This window comes from Pseudomonas sp. P39-UII1 (assembly GCF_039672635.1).
In the GTDB taxonomy this organism is placed as follows: Bacteria; Pseudomonadota; Gammaproteobacteria; order Pseudomonadales; family Pseudomonadaceae; genus Aquipseudomonas.
Genome location: NZ_JBDFPP010000001.1, coordinates 54,798 through 69,266 on the forward strand (window position 1 = coordinate 54,798; position 14,469 = coordinate 69,266).

Genomic DNA, 14,469 nt, shown 5'->3' on the forward strand with positions numbered 1-14,469 from the left:
AGGCATCAAGCCGCTAACGAACATCTCACTACACACGCCAAGGAGTCGAAGATGAGTCCTGTATTGCTGCGAACTTGCGGCTTAGCCTTGCTCTGCCTGTTCACTCTTGATACCTGGGCCATGAGTGGTGCCGAAACCGCTGATGCGCTCAATTTACGCCTGGCCGATACACCCGAGCAATGCGCGGCCAATCAACCCGATTATGCCTGCAGCGGGGTACTGGCCCGGCCTTTGGCGCAAACTCATGCGCAAAACTTCTGGGAACACGATGCGGCAGCCAGCCAGCGGGGCAGCGAAACATTCAACTACCTGCGTAGTGATCTCCCCGCTGCATCGCTGCAGGAGAAAACCGGCTTTATCCTGATGAATCGTTTTGAAGCGATGGCTCAGGAAAAAGAATATGACGTGCATGCAAGACCGCAACCGGACACCGTAGAGGTGAGTAACTGGGATGCTACGGTGCCAGGGAAAGTAGCTATCCAGGCGTTGTATTACCGGTTGGGTGCACCGGGCGCATTAGGGCGTGGGCAAAGGCACCAACTGGCCTGGTACCGGGCAACAGGGGAATGGCTACCGCTTCTTCGCTATTTGCCGGACGACACACTGACGCCGTTCGGCTTTGCACAACAAGAGCAGTTATTTGAAGGCTATGCAGTGGCGTCACGCATCAATGCGCGCTTCGCTGATACAGCCCCCACCTGTGATGATGGTACGAGCCGTTATCACTGCAATGGGGTGTGGGTTCGGACGACCGACGTGGGGAATTTCAGGGCATGGAATCCGAGCCCTTCTTCGATCAGGGCAAACGGGGTATCTTTTAGCTTCTTTGCCGCCGATATGAAGGTCACTCGCACCTATAAAGCCCAGGGTTTCATAATGTTACCCTCTGGTACTCCAACGCAACAACGGCTTTCGTTACGCTGTATTTATCCATTTGATAACGGCACTAGTGGCCCGCCAAATATATGTACATTTAAAGGTACTTGCGCTGCCCTGGGAATTGTAACTGCTCAACAATGGCTGAACAGGTATCGTAGCACCCCAAACGAATCGTGTGCTTTCGGAACAGACGCTTCCTCATTCCAACTCATCAGCGATATCAGGTCGACCAACGTGACTGGGCGTTTAGCCTGGAATGAATCAATGATGGCAGCCTGGCCCAGTAATGTTCCTGCCAGCCTTCCACTGGAAGCCTTTATCTACTCCCTCACTTATGATGTATCGGGTCAGGGCCTGGCAGGCGGAAGGCGCTTTCAGCGCGACTACCATGCAGATACCGGCACTGGGTATCTGCCACTGCTACGTTTTGACCCGGCGGCTCCAAATGGGCAGTTGGTGACCTATCGACCTGAAGATCAGCACTTCGAATAACAGCCTCCAGTCTATAGCGCTTAGCCAATTCAATGTTGAACAGTGAGTACAAAGGCGTCGATCCCTTGCAAACTTTCATATCGACGCCACCCCTACATTACATGTCTCATGCATCGACTGAGGAATAGGGTAATGACTGACAGGACTACCGAAAATGGCCTCCAAACTGATATCGATGATTTCATCGAGTACCTGAGAGGGCTTGATCCCAACAACGTGACTGCAGGAACGCTGAGCCATATCTACATTCCGGACGCTGTGCGACCGCTCAAGACGAGGGGCGCAGAAATGGGTGTCAGTGGTGATCTGATAAACGAAGGCAGTGCCGGCCTGCCGGTGGTTGTCCAAGCGTATCCGAACATGCAGGTGCGCGATGTCATCAAGGTCTACTGGGGTGACGATCTGGTCGGGACTGACACGGTCAGTGAGCCCGGCTCTCCACTAACGCTGAACATCCCGCCAGAAAATATCCCAGAGGGCATCAACGAACTGTACTACGGCCTGACGCGCACCGGCACTGATAGCGAAGAACAGTCCGCACGCCTTAACGTGCTGGTGCGGTTCAATTATCCAGGTGAAGATGCCGCCAATTCGGATGAGCTGGCGGCGCCCCAGGTGTCCCATACCACGATCGAGTTGGATAGCAGAAACGTAAAAGTAACTATTGCGCCCTACGCCAAGATGCGTCGATACGACCGCATACACCTGAGCTGGTCGGGGCACGAGCTTGAGCACGAGGTCAAGCCCAACGAAGTTGGCAGAGCGGTTGTGATCGACATTCCCCAGGATGCGGTCGAGGGAGCCTCGGATGCAAACGTGCAAATCAGCTATTACGTAGTTGACGAGGTGGGTAACGAGTCCGCTGACTGGTCGGCCGATACGGTCATCCCGAACGGTCAGGTAACAGGGTTGCCAGCGCCCTTCGTGATCAATCCGCAAACGGGAAGAGACGTCCTGCGCCTGAGGCCGGGCGAGCCTGGCAGTAGCGGGCTGAGTGTGGAGATAGACCCACCAGCGGAGGGTTTTGAGCCGGGTGCGCAGGTCAACATGACCTGGACGGCAGAGACCGCACAAGGCGTGATCACCGTGGTCGACCTGGGCACACAGTGGGTGGTGCGGCGCAACCGTACGTTGGTGTTCGACCTGCCTGCCGAGCACCTGCAGCCGTTATGGGGCGGGCGTGGGACGGCCAGCTACGAAGTCATTCAGGACGGCCAGGTGGAGGGCTCCAGGCGCACCCGGGTCAACTTCGTCGGCGCCCCACTCCGCTTGCCGCCGCCACAGCTCAACGGCATCAGCCAAGGCTATGTGGACGCCGACCTGGACCCGGTCATCGTGGTGATTCCAGCAGCCGCGCAACTGCAGCCCAACGATATAGTCACCCTGACATGGCGCGGTAGGCGGCCAGACACCACATTGCTGCTGATACAGCCCACTGCGTTGCCTATCCGCCAGGCCGGGGAGGATGCAGAGTTCCGGCTCGACAGGGCAAGGGCGCTGCTGCCGCTGGATGGCGGTACGCTGGACATTTCCTATACCGTGACCCGAGGCAACGCGCGACTCCCGTCCGAGTCGGCTTTACTGGATGTCGGTGAAACGCCAGAAACCCTGGCGCCGCCATCACTCGATCCAACCCCCGAAAATGGCGTGCTTGACCCGTCACTGCCGGAATATGCCGCAGGCGTCGATCTGGTGGTGACGCTACCCGGTACAGTCGCCGTACCCTATGATGTGGAAATCGAATGGAGCACATCTAGCGGCGGGGTCCACCACGACACGCAACGCGTGAGTGACGCGAACGCCACTAGCATAAGGTTTCAGATTCCGCGGGCGCAGCTCGTGGGTGGCCTGATCCAGGCCGAGGACGTGACAGCCTACTACCGCATCGTACGGCCCAACCAACCCGACCAGATCTCGTACGATCTCGAACTGGTGCTGGGCGCACAACCGCAGTTGGACCTGGCGCTGCCTACTGTCAATGAGCTACAACAGAGCACGCTCGACCCTTCCACCCTCACCCATGGCGCGACAGTGACCATCCCGGCGTCCGCGGGCCTCGCTGCCGGTGACAAGGTGGTGGTCTACTGGGATGGCGATCACGCGAACAGTGTGACCGAGGTACATGACTCGGTCGCCCGCGGAGAGGAAGGCCAGCCGCGCACATTGCCGATTGACCTGAGTTATGTACTTGCCAGTGAAAATGGCGAAGTGGATGTTCAATATGAAATCCTCCGCTTCGATCGCAGGCGCCCTTCGGACTGGTCGGGCGTGGTCACCTTCCGGGTACAACGCGGTCCTTTGCCGTTGCCCGTGATCAATGAGGCGGTGCAAGACACTATCAACCCATTCGACCTCCACGGCCAGGCGACGGTGGTCATTGCCGCAGCTGCCAGGCTGGCCATTGGCGATAGAGTGGTAGTGCAGCTGGTAGGGCTGGTTTCCAATCATGTGGAACACTTCACTCACCCCGTGCAAAGTGGCGAGGAAGATCGAGCCTTGCATGTGATGGTCCCGACCGCCGTCATCACCGCCAACGTCAATCAAGGTTTGAAACTCAGTTACCGCATCATACGCTCCCTGGATGGTCGGGAGGAGGAATCAGCCGAGCAACTGTACTCGGTCAACCAGGAGATCAGCGCTGTACCGTTGCGGGTCATGGGCGCGCGCTACAACGTCGATGGAAGGGCAGATATTACACCCCCACGCCGGCTGACTGCGGTCAATGCGTCGACATCGGTGCCGGTCCTTGCCGAATGGCGCTACAGCGGAGATGCCGATTGGACGCCTGGGCAGACTTGGCGCGATACGCAGCCTGAACGGCTGCTCGAGGTCCGCACCCGCGCCAACAGTGTAGTGCTTAACGTCGCGAACGTGATAGGCAATAGAGAGGGCGTCACGGCCCTGGTCGACACATCGACCCCGGGTGCCTACAGCGCCCGTTCCTGGGGGAGCATAGGTGTTGCACCGGTGCTCGATGACGTAGTCGATCTATCCGTCACTATCTTGGCGAGGGCAGCCAGGCGGCTCAACGGTGCGATTACTTGCTGGGGACACGCCGGCTACGGCGGCACCATGAGGCCTGAGGACATCGCCAGGCGGGACTTCCTCAAGGTGCGCTCCAACTACGATGCTTTCGTCGCGTTGTATGGCAGTGAGACTGGCGAACGTCGCCTGACCGGCTGGGGTGCGCCGACGCACGGCGGGAGGATTCCGCAACACATTCTCGACCTGCGCGATGTGACTGACGTAGCCGCGAGTTTCCATGCTTTCGCAGCATTACGCAGTAATGGCCGTGTGGCTTGCTGGGGGCATGCGGGTTATGGCGCTGTTCTTCCCCAAGCCTACGAGGCATTTGACGATGTGGTCGAAGTCCAAGGCAGTCGCAGTGGTTTCATAGCCCGGCGAGTGACAGCGAATGGGCGCAAGAAAGTGTTTTCTTGGGGTGACGTATCCAGCACTGGCAATATGCCCGCCGCCATCCAGCAGCGGGAGGATATCGAATCGATCGAAGCGCATGGCGATTATGCATACTGCCTGTTGACCAGTCAGGGGCAGGTCCTGGCGTTCGGAAACGCAGGCCGCGGCGGTACGGTACCTGTCGAAATAGCCAGGCTAACCGACATCGTAGAAGTGACGGGCACATCGTCCGCCTTCTGTGCTCGCCGTAAAAATGGCCACATCGTAGCGTGGGGGCTCGCGTCCAGCGGGGGCACCCTTCCAGCCGATATCGCCAGGCGTGCAGATGTGATTCAGGTCGCCGCTAGCGGTAAGGCATTCGCGGCGCTGTTTGCCGACGGCTCGGTCAAAAGCTGGGGCGATGCAGCGACAGGTGGCAACTCAAGCGCTGTCACGGGGCAGTTGATCAGCGTCAGGGCTATCTATTCCACCTACTACGCGTTCATCGCCCTGACCGACGATGGCAGGGTTGTGACCTGGGGCGACAGCCGTTATGGCGGCAACAGCCTGCCTTTACAGGCCCAGCTGGTGCACAAGCTGCGCGCTCAACGTAGGTAACAGGGCCAACAACAAGGCCGGCGCTTCAAAGAAAGCGCCGCGGCCTCAAAAGGAGACAACCGCATGAGCAACCTCAACGCGCCAAGTTCCCGACACACCGTCGCCGGCTGGCTGGACCCTGACCGGTTGCCGCCGCAGGGCGCTGCGATCGACATCCAGCTCGAAGCTGCGTATGCAGGCCAGGAGCTCACCGTAGTGTTGGCCAAAGCTGATGGGACGCAACTGGCAAGCAAAAGCCTGCCGGTCAACCATAACGACCAGGCCATCACCCTGCGCTTTGCCAACCAGTATTTCACCCGGGGCAGCGGTCGGCGGCAGGTCTATTACACGGTAGGCGAGGATGGCCCAAGCGCGCCCTTGAACCTCGACATCAGTGACGGCTTTTCCGGTGTCCACGTGGTGGATCTGTCAGCCCGGCGTTTGCCGGTTTTCTATCACAATGGCGTGATCAAACTGCCCCAGAACCTTCCCGCGCAAATGCATTTTGCCCGGCCGCTGACGGGTGCCACTGGCTACACGAGCAGTAACGCGAGCGTCGCGACGGTAGACAGCACGGGCAATGTCAGCGTGTTGCGCAATGGGAACACCACCATCACCGCAATCCTGGCGGGTGGCGCCACGAGGCAGTACGCGTTGAGCGTAGCCGGCCTTGTGGGGCTTGAAATGCTCGCTAGCAGTGCGACCTTCAGCGGTGCTGAGAGGCTGTGCAGGGGGCTGGGTATGCGTGTACCGAGTCAGTCCGACTTGGCGTTGTTCAAAAGCACGTACGGCAGCCAAATGAGGCAGTGGCTACCTGATCTGGCCATCTGGGGGCAGGCAATCGGTGCTAACACCGCATGGACCTTCCACCCACATACCGCCGTGATCACGGGCGAATCGACCGCCACGGGCACCCTGCGGCAGGTAGCGGGCATAAACTGAAGCATGCTGGCTGGCCGGCGCCGATGAATGCGCACCGGCCAGCAGGAGACCGTCCCAGGCTTACTCGTTGAACGCTCAGCTGGAACAACGGGGCACCACGCCCCTGAGGCCCGACTCAGAACAACCAGTGATACAGCAGGTATGCCACCACCACCGCCAGCACCGGCCGCAAGATGCGGTAGGCCTTGGGGTTGGCGCGTTTGAACTGTTTCACGCGGGTGCTGATCCTGTTGCTGAAGCGCTTGCTCCAGGCATACGCCTGGTTGATCCCGCCCACGCGCTCGTCGTCGGTGTTCTGCGGCGCGGTGGCGCGGCCGAGGAAGGCACTGACCTTGCGGTTGATGCGGGTCATCAGCGGGCTGCTCAGCGGGCGTTCGATGTCGCAGAACAGGATCACCCGGGTGACGTCGGTTTCGTTCTTCACCCAGTGCACATAGGTTTCGTCGAACATCACGTCTTCGCCATCACGCCAGGCGTAGACCTGGCCGTCGACGTAGATGCGGCAGTCGTCGGAGTTCGGCGTCGACAAACCCAGGTGGTAACGCAGGGAACCGGCAAACGGGTCGCGGTGCGGGTTGAGGTGGCTGCCACCGGGCAGCAGGGCGAACATCGCGCCTTTGACGTTGGGGATACTGCTGACCAGCTCGACGGTCTTCGGGCACAGCGTTTCGGCAGACGGCAGCGGTTTGTCGTACCACTTCAGGTAAAAGCGCTTCCAGCCCTTCTTGAAGAACGAACCAAAACCTGCGTCGTTGTCTTTCTCCGCGGCGCGGATGTAACCCTCGTCAAACAGGCGCATGGCCTCTTCGCGAATCACCTGCCAGTTGTCCTTGAGCACGTCCAGCTCGGGGAAGCGCTGGCGGTCCAGGTAGGGCTTGGACGGCACACCGGAGAACAGGTACATCAGGCTGTTATAGGGGGCGAACAGCGCCGAATGGTTGACGAACTGGCGCAGCACCGGCAGGCGCGCCTTGCCGCGCAGGTGCACGTAGAGCACGCTGCCGAAAAACACCAGCAGGACACCGGCCTTGGCGACAAAGGAAAAGGTCATGCAACACTCCTTGGAATGGAAGCAGGCCAGCGCTGCCTGCCTCCAGAAAAATCATCCGGCCATCATAAACCCTTCCCGCCCGGGTAAAAACAACCCGGGCGGGATCTCACTCATGAAGATTTTGCAATAAACCACGCCGCCGAACGTTGCCCCGGATCAGCGGCAGGGCTGATTACTGCTGGTTTTCCTGCTCGCTGAACAGGTCGCTGAACAGCATGCTCGACAGGTAGCGCTCGCCAGAGTCGGGCAGGATTACGACGATGGTCTTACCCTGCATTTCCGGTTTTTCCGCCAGGCGCACGGCTGCCGCCATGGCCGCGCCACAGGAAATACCGCAAAGAATGCCCTCCTCCTGCATCAGGCGGATGGCCATGGCCTTGGATTCTTCGTCAGTCACGGTCTCGACCTGGTCGACAATCGACAGGTCGAGGTTCTTCGGCACGAAACCGGCGCCGATGCCCTGAATCTTGTGCGGGCTGGGCTGGAGCGCTTCGCCGGCCAGGGTCTGGCTGATCAGCGGCGAGGACACCGGCTCCACCGCCACCGACAGGATCGACTTGCCCTGAGTGTGCTTGATGTAGCGCGACACACCGGTAATGGTGCCGCCCGTGCCGACGCCGGCCACCAGCACGTCGACCGCGCCGTCGGTGTCGTTCCAGATCTCCGGGCCTGTGGTCTTTTCATGGATGGCCGGGTTGGCCGGGTTGTCGAACTGGCCAGGCAAAAAGTACTGCGCCGGGTCCGAGGCAACGATCTCGTTGGCCTTTTCGATCGCGCCTTTCATGCCTTTGGCAGGCTCGGTGAGCACCAGTTCGGCACCCAGGGCCTTGAGCACCTTGCGCCGCTCCAGGCTCATCGACGCCGGCATGGTCAGCACCAGCTTGTAGCCACGGGCGGCGGCAACAAATGCCAGGCCGATACCGGTGTTGCCCGAAGTCGGCTCGACGATGGTCATGCCGGGCTTGAGCTTGCCGCTGCTTTCGGCGTCCCAGACCATGTTCGCACCGATACGGCACTTGACCGAGTAGCCCGGGTTGCGCCCCTCGATCTTGGCCAGGATGGTCACACCGCGCGGGGCGATACGGTTGATCTGCACCAGCGGCGTGTTGCCGATGGAATGGGCGTTGTCTGCGTAGATACGGCTCATGGCAGGGTCCTTGGCATGAAATAGCAGGGAAAGACTTAAAGGGTAAGCCCGCCCCGGTGGCCCGTAAAGCCCGTTCGAACTCGCCCGGCAGCGCTGCGGTCAACCGCTCAACCCACCCTGGAGAACGCCGCGATGAAAGCCCGTTATCGCTGGCCGCTGATCGGCCTGGCCAGCCTGGTCGTGCTGCTGGTGGCCCTGCACCTGGCGCTGCCCTACCTGGTGCGCAATTACCTCAACGACAAGCTGGCGGACATGGGTGAATACCGTGGCCAGGTCGTCGATGTGGACCTCGCCTGGTGGCGCGGCGCTTACCAGATCAACGGCCTGAAAATCGTCAAGACTAGCGGCAAGGTGCCCGTGCCCCTACTGGACGCGCCGCTGATCGACCTGTCAGTGAGCTGGCATTCGCTGTGGTACGACCAGGCCGTGGTGGCCGAAGTCACGTTCTTGCGCCCGGTGCTGAACTTCGTCGACGGTGGCAGCAAACAGGCCTCGCAGACCGGCCGCGGTACCGACTGGCGCCAGCAGCTGGAAAAACTGTTGCCGATCACCCTCAACGACGTGCGCATCGATGACGGCACGCTGACCTTTCACAACTTCAATTCCAAACCGCCGGTTGACCTCAAGGCTACCCAGCTCGACGCCAACATCCGCAACCTGACCAACGTGCGCGATGAAAAAGGCCGGCGCGACGCCAGCTTCGACGCCAAGGCACTGCTGCTGGGCGATGCCAAGGTCGAAAGCCGCGCCACGTTCGACCCGTTCAGCGATTTCGACGACTTCGAGTTCCGCCTGCGCGCCACCGGCATCGAACTGCGCCGGCTCAACGACTTCGCCAGTGCCTACGGCAAGTTCGACTTCAACGCCGGCCACGGCGATGTGGTGATCGAGGCGCAAGCGGAAAAAGGCCGGCTCAATGGCTACATCAAGCCGTTGCTGCGCGACGTCGACGTGTTCAATTGGCAGCAGGACGTCGAGAACAAGAACAAGGGCTTCTTCCGCTCGGTGTGGGAAGCCTTGGTCGGGGCCAGCGAGACAGTGCTGAAGAACCAGCCGAAAAACCAGTTCGCAACCCGGGTGGAGCTGAGCGGCAGCGTGCATCAGCAGGACATCAGCGCCATCGAGGCGTTTTTGCAGATTCTGCGCAACGGCTTTATTCAGGCATTCAATGCACGGTATGAGCAGCCCAAGCCTGATTCCGACTGAGCGTGCGTGACGGGCCATTCAGGGACTGAATACCCGGTCTGCGTTTGCACGCGTTCGAGGCCGGGGTATAGTCGCTGACAAACGATAAACATGTGTTGCCTGTACTGGCCCTATCGCCGGCAAGCCGGCTCCCACAGGTGCCTCACTGAGCTCAAGGGCGATGGGGTATCTGTGGGAGCCGGCTTGCCGGCGATAGGGCCGCGACAGGCACCCCGCAGAGGACATTCCCGATGAAGTTCGAAGGCACCCGCGACTACGTCGCCACAGACGACCTGAAACTGGCGGTCAACGCGGCCATCACCCTCGAACGCCCGCTGCTGGTCAAGGGCGAGCCTGGCACCGGCAAGACCATGCTGGCCGAGCAGCTCGCCGCCTCCTTCGGCGCGCGGCTGATTACCTGGCACATCAAGTCCACCACCAAGGCCCACCAAGGGCTGTACGAGTACGACGCGGTCAGCCGCCTGCGCGATTCGCAGTTGGGTACCGAAAAAGTCCACGACGTGCGCAACTACCTGAAGAAGGGCAAGCTCTGGGAAGCCTTCGAGGCCGAAGAGCGGGTCATCCTGCTGATCGACGAGATCGACAAGGCCGACATCGAGTTCCCCAACGACCTGTTGCAGGAACTCGACAAGATGGAGTTCTACGTCTATGAAATCGACGAGACCATCAAGGCCAAGCAACGCCCGATCATCATCATCACCTCGAACAACGAAAAGGAGCTGCCCGACGCCTTCCTGCGCCGCTGCTTCTTCCATTACATCGCCTTCCCCGACCGCGACACCCTGCAGCAGATCGTCGATGTGCACTACCCGAACATCAAGCAGTCGCTGGTCAGCGAGGCGCTGGACGTGTTCTTCGACGTGCGCAAGGTGCCGGGCCTGAAGAAAAAGCCTTCCACCTCCGAGCTGGTCGACTGGCTCAAGCTGCTGATGGCCGACAACATCGGCGAAGCGGTGCTGCGCGAGCGCGACCCGACCAAGGCCATCCCGCCACTGGCCGGCGCCCTGGTGAAGAACGAACAGGACGTTCAGCTGCTCGAACGCCTGGCCTTCATGAGCCGGCGCGGCAACCGCTGACAGGAGCCGGCCATGCTGCTCAACCTGTTCAACGAAATGCGCGCGGCCAAGGTGCCGGTGTCGGTTCGCGAACTGCTCGACCTGCTCAATGCCCTGCAACAGCGGGTGGTGTTCGCCGACATGGACGAGTTCTACTACCTGGCCCGCGCCATCCTGGTGAAGGACGAGCGCCATTTCGACAAGTTCGACCGGGCGTTTTCGGCTTACTTCAAGGGCCTGGAGAACCTCGACCGGCACCTGGAAGCACTGATCCCCGAAGACTGGCTGCGCAAGGAATTCGAGCGCTCGCTCACCGATGAAGAGCGGGCGCAGATCCAGTCGCTGGGCGGCCTGGACAAGCTCATCGAGGAATTCAAGAAACGCCTCGAAGAGCAAAAGGAGCGCCACGCCGGCGGCAACAAGTGGATCGGCACCGGTGGCACCAGCCCGTTCGGCTCGGGCGGCTTCAACCCTGAAGGCATTCGCGTCGGCGAGGCCGGCAAGCGACAGGGCAAGGCGGTGAAAGTCTGGGACCAGCGGGAGTACAAGAACCTCGACGACCAGGTCGAACTGGGCACCCGCAACATCAAGCTGGCCCTGCGCCGGCTGCGCAAGTTCGCCCGTGAAGGCGCCGCCGAAGAGCTGGACATCGACGGCACCATCGACCACACCGCACGCGACGCCGGGTTGCTCAACATCCAGATGCGCCCGGAACGGCGCAATACCGTGAAGCTGCTGTTGCTGTTCGACATCGGCGGCTCGATGGATGCCCACGTCAAAGTCTGCGAAGAGCTGTTCTCGGCCTGCAAGACCGAGTTCAAGCACCTGGAGTACTACTACTTCCACAACTGCGTGTATGAGTCGGTGTGGAAAAACAACCTGCGGCGTACCTCGGAGCGGTTCTCCACCTTCGACCTGTTGCACAAGTACGGCGATGACTACAAGGTGGTGTTCGTCGGTGACGCGGCCATGGCGCCCTACGAGATCACCCAGCCGGGTGGCAGCGTGGAGCATTGGAACGAAGAAGCAGGCTACGTGTGGATTCAGCGCTTCATGGAAAAATTCAAGAAGGTCATCTGGATCAACCCGTATCCGAAGCAGGCCTGGGATTACACGGCGTCGACCCATCTAGTCCGGGACTTGATCGAGGACAAGATGTATCCACTGACCTTGCAGGGGTTGGAGGATGGGATGCGCTACCTGTCCAAGTGATATCGCTTGCACCGGCCTCCTCGCGGAACAAGCCCACTCCCACAGGCTCAACTGCAGTAAAAACCTGTGGGAGCGGGCTTGTCCCGCGAAGAGGCCGGCAGCTTCAACGCCAACGGTTCAGATAAGCCTGCTGCTGCCGCCAAGCCTCTTCCTGCACCACCGCCCTGAACCGGACCGTCTCTCCCGGCATGCACTGCGCAAGCTGCGCCAACGCCAACGGCGTCAACGCCCCCAGCCGCGGGTACCCACCAATGGTCTGGCGGTCATTGAGCAATACGATCGGCTGCCCGTCCGGCGGCACCTGCACCGCCCCCAGCGCAATCCCTTCGGAGATCATCGGCGCGCCCTGATAGACCAACTGTGGCCCGAGCAAACGGATGCCCATGCGATCGGCACGGCTGTCCAGCGTCCAGTCATTGTTGAAGGCCTCGAACAGGCTCATGCCACTGAAATCACCGATCTGCGCGCCCATCACCAAGTCGAGCACAGGCTTGTGCGGATAACTGGGCCGCAGAGCCTCCGGCACCTCACGCAGGGCCGGTAACGTGGCGGCAAACGCCAACAGCTGCCCTTTGCCAAGGGCCACGCCATGGCCATCAAGGCCGCCCAGCCCTTCACGCGTCACGGTAGCGCAGCTGCCGAGCACAACCCCGCCCTGGAAGCCGCCCGGCGCTGCAATGTAAGCGCGCACGCCGTGCTTGGGCTGTTTCAAGGAAAGCCGCTGGCCCTTGGCCAAGGTAAAACTGCGCCACGCAAGCTGCGGCTGGTCATCCACCCGCGCATCCAGGTCGGCGCCGGCCAGGGCCAGCACGCAGTCCTGCTCGGCCACTACCGTGAAGCCGCCCAGCGCCACTTCCACCACCGGCGCACCCAGCGGGTTGCCCAGTAGCCAGTTGGCCCAGTTCATTGCCACCCAATCCAGCGCCCCCCCCTGGGTCACGCCCAAGTGGCGCACGCCAAAGCGGCCAGCGTCCTGCAGCTGGCACAAGGCGGTGCTGGCTTCGATCCTCAACTGCGTCATACCAATGCCTCCAGCGGGCTGTCATCCCCTCCCAGCGCCCTGAACTCGGCGTGGGACACCGCCACGAAGCGCACCCGGTCGCCCGGTTGCAGCAGGCTGTAACCTTCACGTTCGCGGTCGAACAGGCGCACCGGGGTACGCCCGATCAAATTCCAGCCGCCCGGCGATACGGCGGGATAGGCCGCTGTCTGGCGTTCGGCAATACCCACGCTGCCGGCCGCCACGCGCTTGCGTGGGGTGCTCAGGCGCGGCGATGCCAAGCGCTCGTCCACCAGCCCCATGAAGCCGAAGCCTGGGGCAAAACCGAGGGCGAACACCGGGTATTCGCGCTCGCTGTGCAGGCGGACTACCTCCTGCTCGCCAAGACCACTGCGGGCAGCCAGCACTGGCAGTTCGGGGCCGACGCTGGCGTCGTACCAAACCGGGATTTCATGCCGACGGCCACCGCTGCCGGTGTCGGGCTGCAGCCCTTCCAGCGCCTGGGTGATCAGCGCCCTCGCCTGCCCTGGCGGCATTGCGAACTGCACCATCAGCGTGGTGTAGGACGGCACCAGATCTACCAGATGCGTGCCGAACGCGGCGCTCAACCGCTGGCTGGCCGCGAGCATCCACGGCATGTTGGCCTCGTCGATGGCGTCGAACAGGCGCACCATCAGGCTGTCGATGGCGACCACTTCAATGCGCAATTTCATGCGTGCTCCAGCGCATCGAGTGCCTGGCGAATCTGCCGCACCGCTGCCACCGAACTGTCGTTGTCACCATGCACGCACAGGGTGCTGGCGTGCAGGCGCAGCGCGCTGCCATCGTCCGCAACCAGGGTTTCACCCCGGGCCAGGCGCAGGGCCTGTTCAATCACCAGCGCCGGGGCGTGGTGCACCGCGCCGGGCAGCCGCCGCGACAGCAGGTGGCCGCTGGCGGTGTACGCACGGTCGGCGAAGGCCTCGAACCACAGCGGCACGCCGATCTCATCGCCCAGGGCCTGGGCTGCGCTGTCGTCGGCGGTGGCCATGAGCATCAGCGGCAGGTTGCTGCCGTACGCGGCCACGGCTTCGAGCACGGCGCGCAGCTTGAGCGGGTCGGCCATCATGTCGTTGTACAGCGCGCCATGGGGTTTGACGTACGCCACGCGCCCGCCAAGCACCTTGCAGATGCCGTCCAGGGCGCCGATCTGGTAATGCAGCAGGTCGCGGATTTCCTCGCTGCTGCAGGCCATGGAACGGCGGCCGAAGCCGACCAGGTCCGGGTAGGCCGGGTGGGCGCCGATGGTCACCCCATGCTGCAGCGCCAGGGCCACCGTGCGGCGCATGGTGGAAGGGTCGCCGGCATGGTAGCCGCAGGCGATGTTGGCGCAGTCGATGTACGGCATCACCTCGGCATCCAGGCCCATGCGCCAGCTGCCGAAACTTTCGCCCATGTCGCAATTGAGTAGCAGGCGTTTCACCTGGCGTGCTCCCGTGTCGATGTTCATGTG

General features: G+C 61.6%; 11 protein-coding genes. 6 read left to right on the plus strand and 5 right to left on the minus strand.

The genetic code is table 11. The features are described from left to right. Window positions 1–51: 51 nt before the first annotated feature. The 3 genes from ABEH27_RS00265 (at window position 52) to ABEH27_RS00275 (ending at window position 6,306) form a co-directional block, all read left to right on the plus strand. Window positions 52–1,371 (plus strand): hypothetical protein, encoded by a 1,320-nt coding sequence (locus ABEH27_RS00265; protein WP_346611646.1) that lies wholly within the window; start codon window positions 52–54, stop codon window positions 1,369–1,371. Between the two features lie 132 nt (window positions 1,372–1,503). Continuing rightward, the gene (locus ABEH27_RS00270; RefSeq protein WP_346611647.1) at window positions 1,504–5,385 is read left to right on the plus strand and encodes an RCC1 domain-containing protein; all 3,882 of its coding nucleotides are present in this window, start codon (window positions 1,504–1,506) and stop codon (window positions 5,383–5,385) included. A 63-nt stretch (window positions 5,386–5,448) separates the two neighbouring features. Next, window positions 5,449–6,306 (plus strand): Ig-like domain-containing protein, encoded by an 858-nt coding sequence (locus ABEH27_RS00275; protein ID WP_346611648.1) that lies wholly within the window; start codon window positions 5,449–5,451, stop codon window positions 6,304–6,306. Between the two features lie 115 nt (window positions 6,307–6,421). On the opposite strand, the gene ABEH27_RS00280 is transcribed toward ABEH27_RS00275, so the two are convergent. Next, on the minus strand, window positions 6,422–7,357 hold the full coding sequence (locus tag ABEH27_RS00280) for an aspartyl/asparaginyl beta-hydroxylase domain-containing protein (RefSeq protein ID WP_346611649.1): 936 nt from the start codon (window positions 7,355–7,357) through the stop codon (window positions 6,422–6,424). Window positions 7,358–7,529: 172 nt separating this feature from the next. Next, on the minus strand, window positions 7,530–8,504 hold the full coding sequence (gene cysK, locus ABEH27_RS00285) for a cysteine synthase A (RefSeq protein WP_346611650.1): 975 nt from the start codon (window positions 8,502–8,504) through the stop codon (window positions 7,530–7,532). 132 nt (window positions 8,505–8,636) lie between these two features. On the opposite strand from cysK, the gene ABEH27_RS00290 reads away from it, so the two are divergent. The 3 genes from ABEH27_RS00290 to ABEH27_RS00300 all read left to right on the plus strand — a co-directional run bounded on the left by ABEH27_RS00290 (window position 8,637) and on the right by ABEH27_RS00300 (window position 11,977). Continuing rightward, on the plus strand, window positions 8,637–9,710 hold the full coding sequence (locus tag ABEH27_RS00290) for a DUF748 domain-containing protein (RefSeq protein ID WP_346611651.1): 1,074 nt from the start codon (window positions 8,637–8,639) through the stop codon (window positions 9,708–9,710). Window positions 9,711–9,940: 230 nt separating this feature from the next. Then, window positions 9,941–10,786, plus strand: a complete 846-nt coding sequence (locus ABEH27_RS00295) for a MoxR family ATPase (RefSeq protein WP_012315697.1) — start codon at window positions 9,941–9,943, stop codon at window positions 10,784–10,786. A 12-nt stretch (window positions 10,787–10,798) separates the two neighbouring features. Next, window positions 10,799–11,977, plus strand: coding sequence for a VWA domain-containing protein (locus ABEH27_RS00300; RefSeq protein ID WP_346611652.1), 1,179 nt, complete (start codon window positions 10,799–10,801; stop codon window positions 11,975–11,977). Window positions 11,978–12,080: 103 nt separating this feature from the next. Here the strand turns inward: ABEH27_RS00300 and ABEH27_RS00305 are convergent, their stop codons facing one another. The 3 genes from ABEH27_RS00305 to ABEH27_RS00315 are packed head-to-tail and all read right to left on the minus strand — an operon-like array spanning window position 12,081 to window position 14,466. After that, complete coding sequence (locus tag ABEH27_RS00305) at window positions 12,081–12,998, minus strand: biotin-dependent carboxyltransferase family protein (protein WP_346611653.1); 918 nt, start codon at window positions 12,996–12,998, stop codon at window positions 12,081–12,083. After that, entirely contained in the window at window positions 12,995–13,690 is a 696-nt protein-coding gene (gene pxpB, locus ABEH27_RS00310) for a 5-oxoprolinase subunit PxpB (RefSeq protein ID WP_346611654.1), read from the minus strand. The genes ABEH27_RS00305 and pxpB overlap by 4 nt, the downstream gene beginning before the upstream one ends. Further along, window positions 13,687–14,466 carry a 5-oxoprolinase subunit PxpA gene (locus ABEH27_RS00315; protein ID WP_346611655.1) on the minus strand — a complete coding sequence of 260 codons (780 nt, stop codon included), beginning with the start codon at window positions 14,464–14,466 and terminating at the stop codon, window positions 13,687–13,689. The genes pxpB and ABEH27_RS00315 overlap by 4 nt, the downstream gene beginning before the upstream one ends. Between the last annotated feature and the right edge of the window lie 3 nt (window positions 14,467–14,469).

Excerpts from the sequence above, each read along its gene's own strand:
- ABEH27_RS00290 (WP_346611651.1), top strand. The coding sequence starts at position 8,637 with ATGAAAGCCCGTTATCGCTGGCCGCTGATCGGCCTGGCCAGCCTGGTC.
- cysK (WP_346611650.1), bottom strand. The coding sequence starts at position 8,504 with ATGAGCCGTATCTACGCAGACAACGCCCATTCCATCGGCAACACGCCG.
- ABEH27_RS00275 (WP_346611648.1), top strand. The coding sequence starts at position 5,449 with ATGAGCAACCTCAACGCGCCAAGTTCCCGACACACCGTCGCCGGCTGG.
- pxpB (WP_346611654.1), bottom strand. The coding sequence starts at position 13,690 with ATGAAATTGCGCATTGAAGTGGTCGCCATCGACAGCCTGATGGTGCGC.
- ABEH27_RS00270 (WP_346611647.1), top strand. The coding sequence starts at position 1,504 with ATGACTGACAGGACTACCGAAAATGGCCTCCAAACTGATATCGATGAT.
- ABEH27_RS00300 (WP_346611652.1), top strand. The coding sequence starts at position 10,799 with ATGCTGCTCAACCTGTTCAACGAAATGCGCGCGGCCAAGGTGCCGGTG.
- ABEH27_RS00265 (WP_346611646.1), top strand. The coding sequence starts at position 52 with ATGAGTCCTGTATTGCTGCGAACTTGCGGCTTAGCCTTGCTCTGCCTG.
- ABEH27_RS00295 (WP_012315697.1), top strand. The coding sequence starts at position 9,941 with ATGAAGTTCGAAGGCACCCGCGACTACGTCGCCACAGACGACCTGAAA.
- ABEH27_RS00315 (WP_346611655.1), bottom strand. The coding sequence starts at position 14,466 with ATGAACATCGACACGGGAGCACGCCAGGTGAAACGCCTGCTACTCAAT.
- ABEH27_RS00305 (WP_346611653.1), bottom strand. The coding sequence starts at position 12,998 with ATGACGCAGTTGAGGATCGAAGCCAGCACCGCCTTGTGCCAGCTGCAG.
- ABEH27_RS00280 (WP_346611649.1), bottom strand. The coding sequence starts at position 7,357 with ATGACCTTTTCCTTTGTCGCCAAGGCCGGTGTCCTGCTGGTGTTTTTC.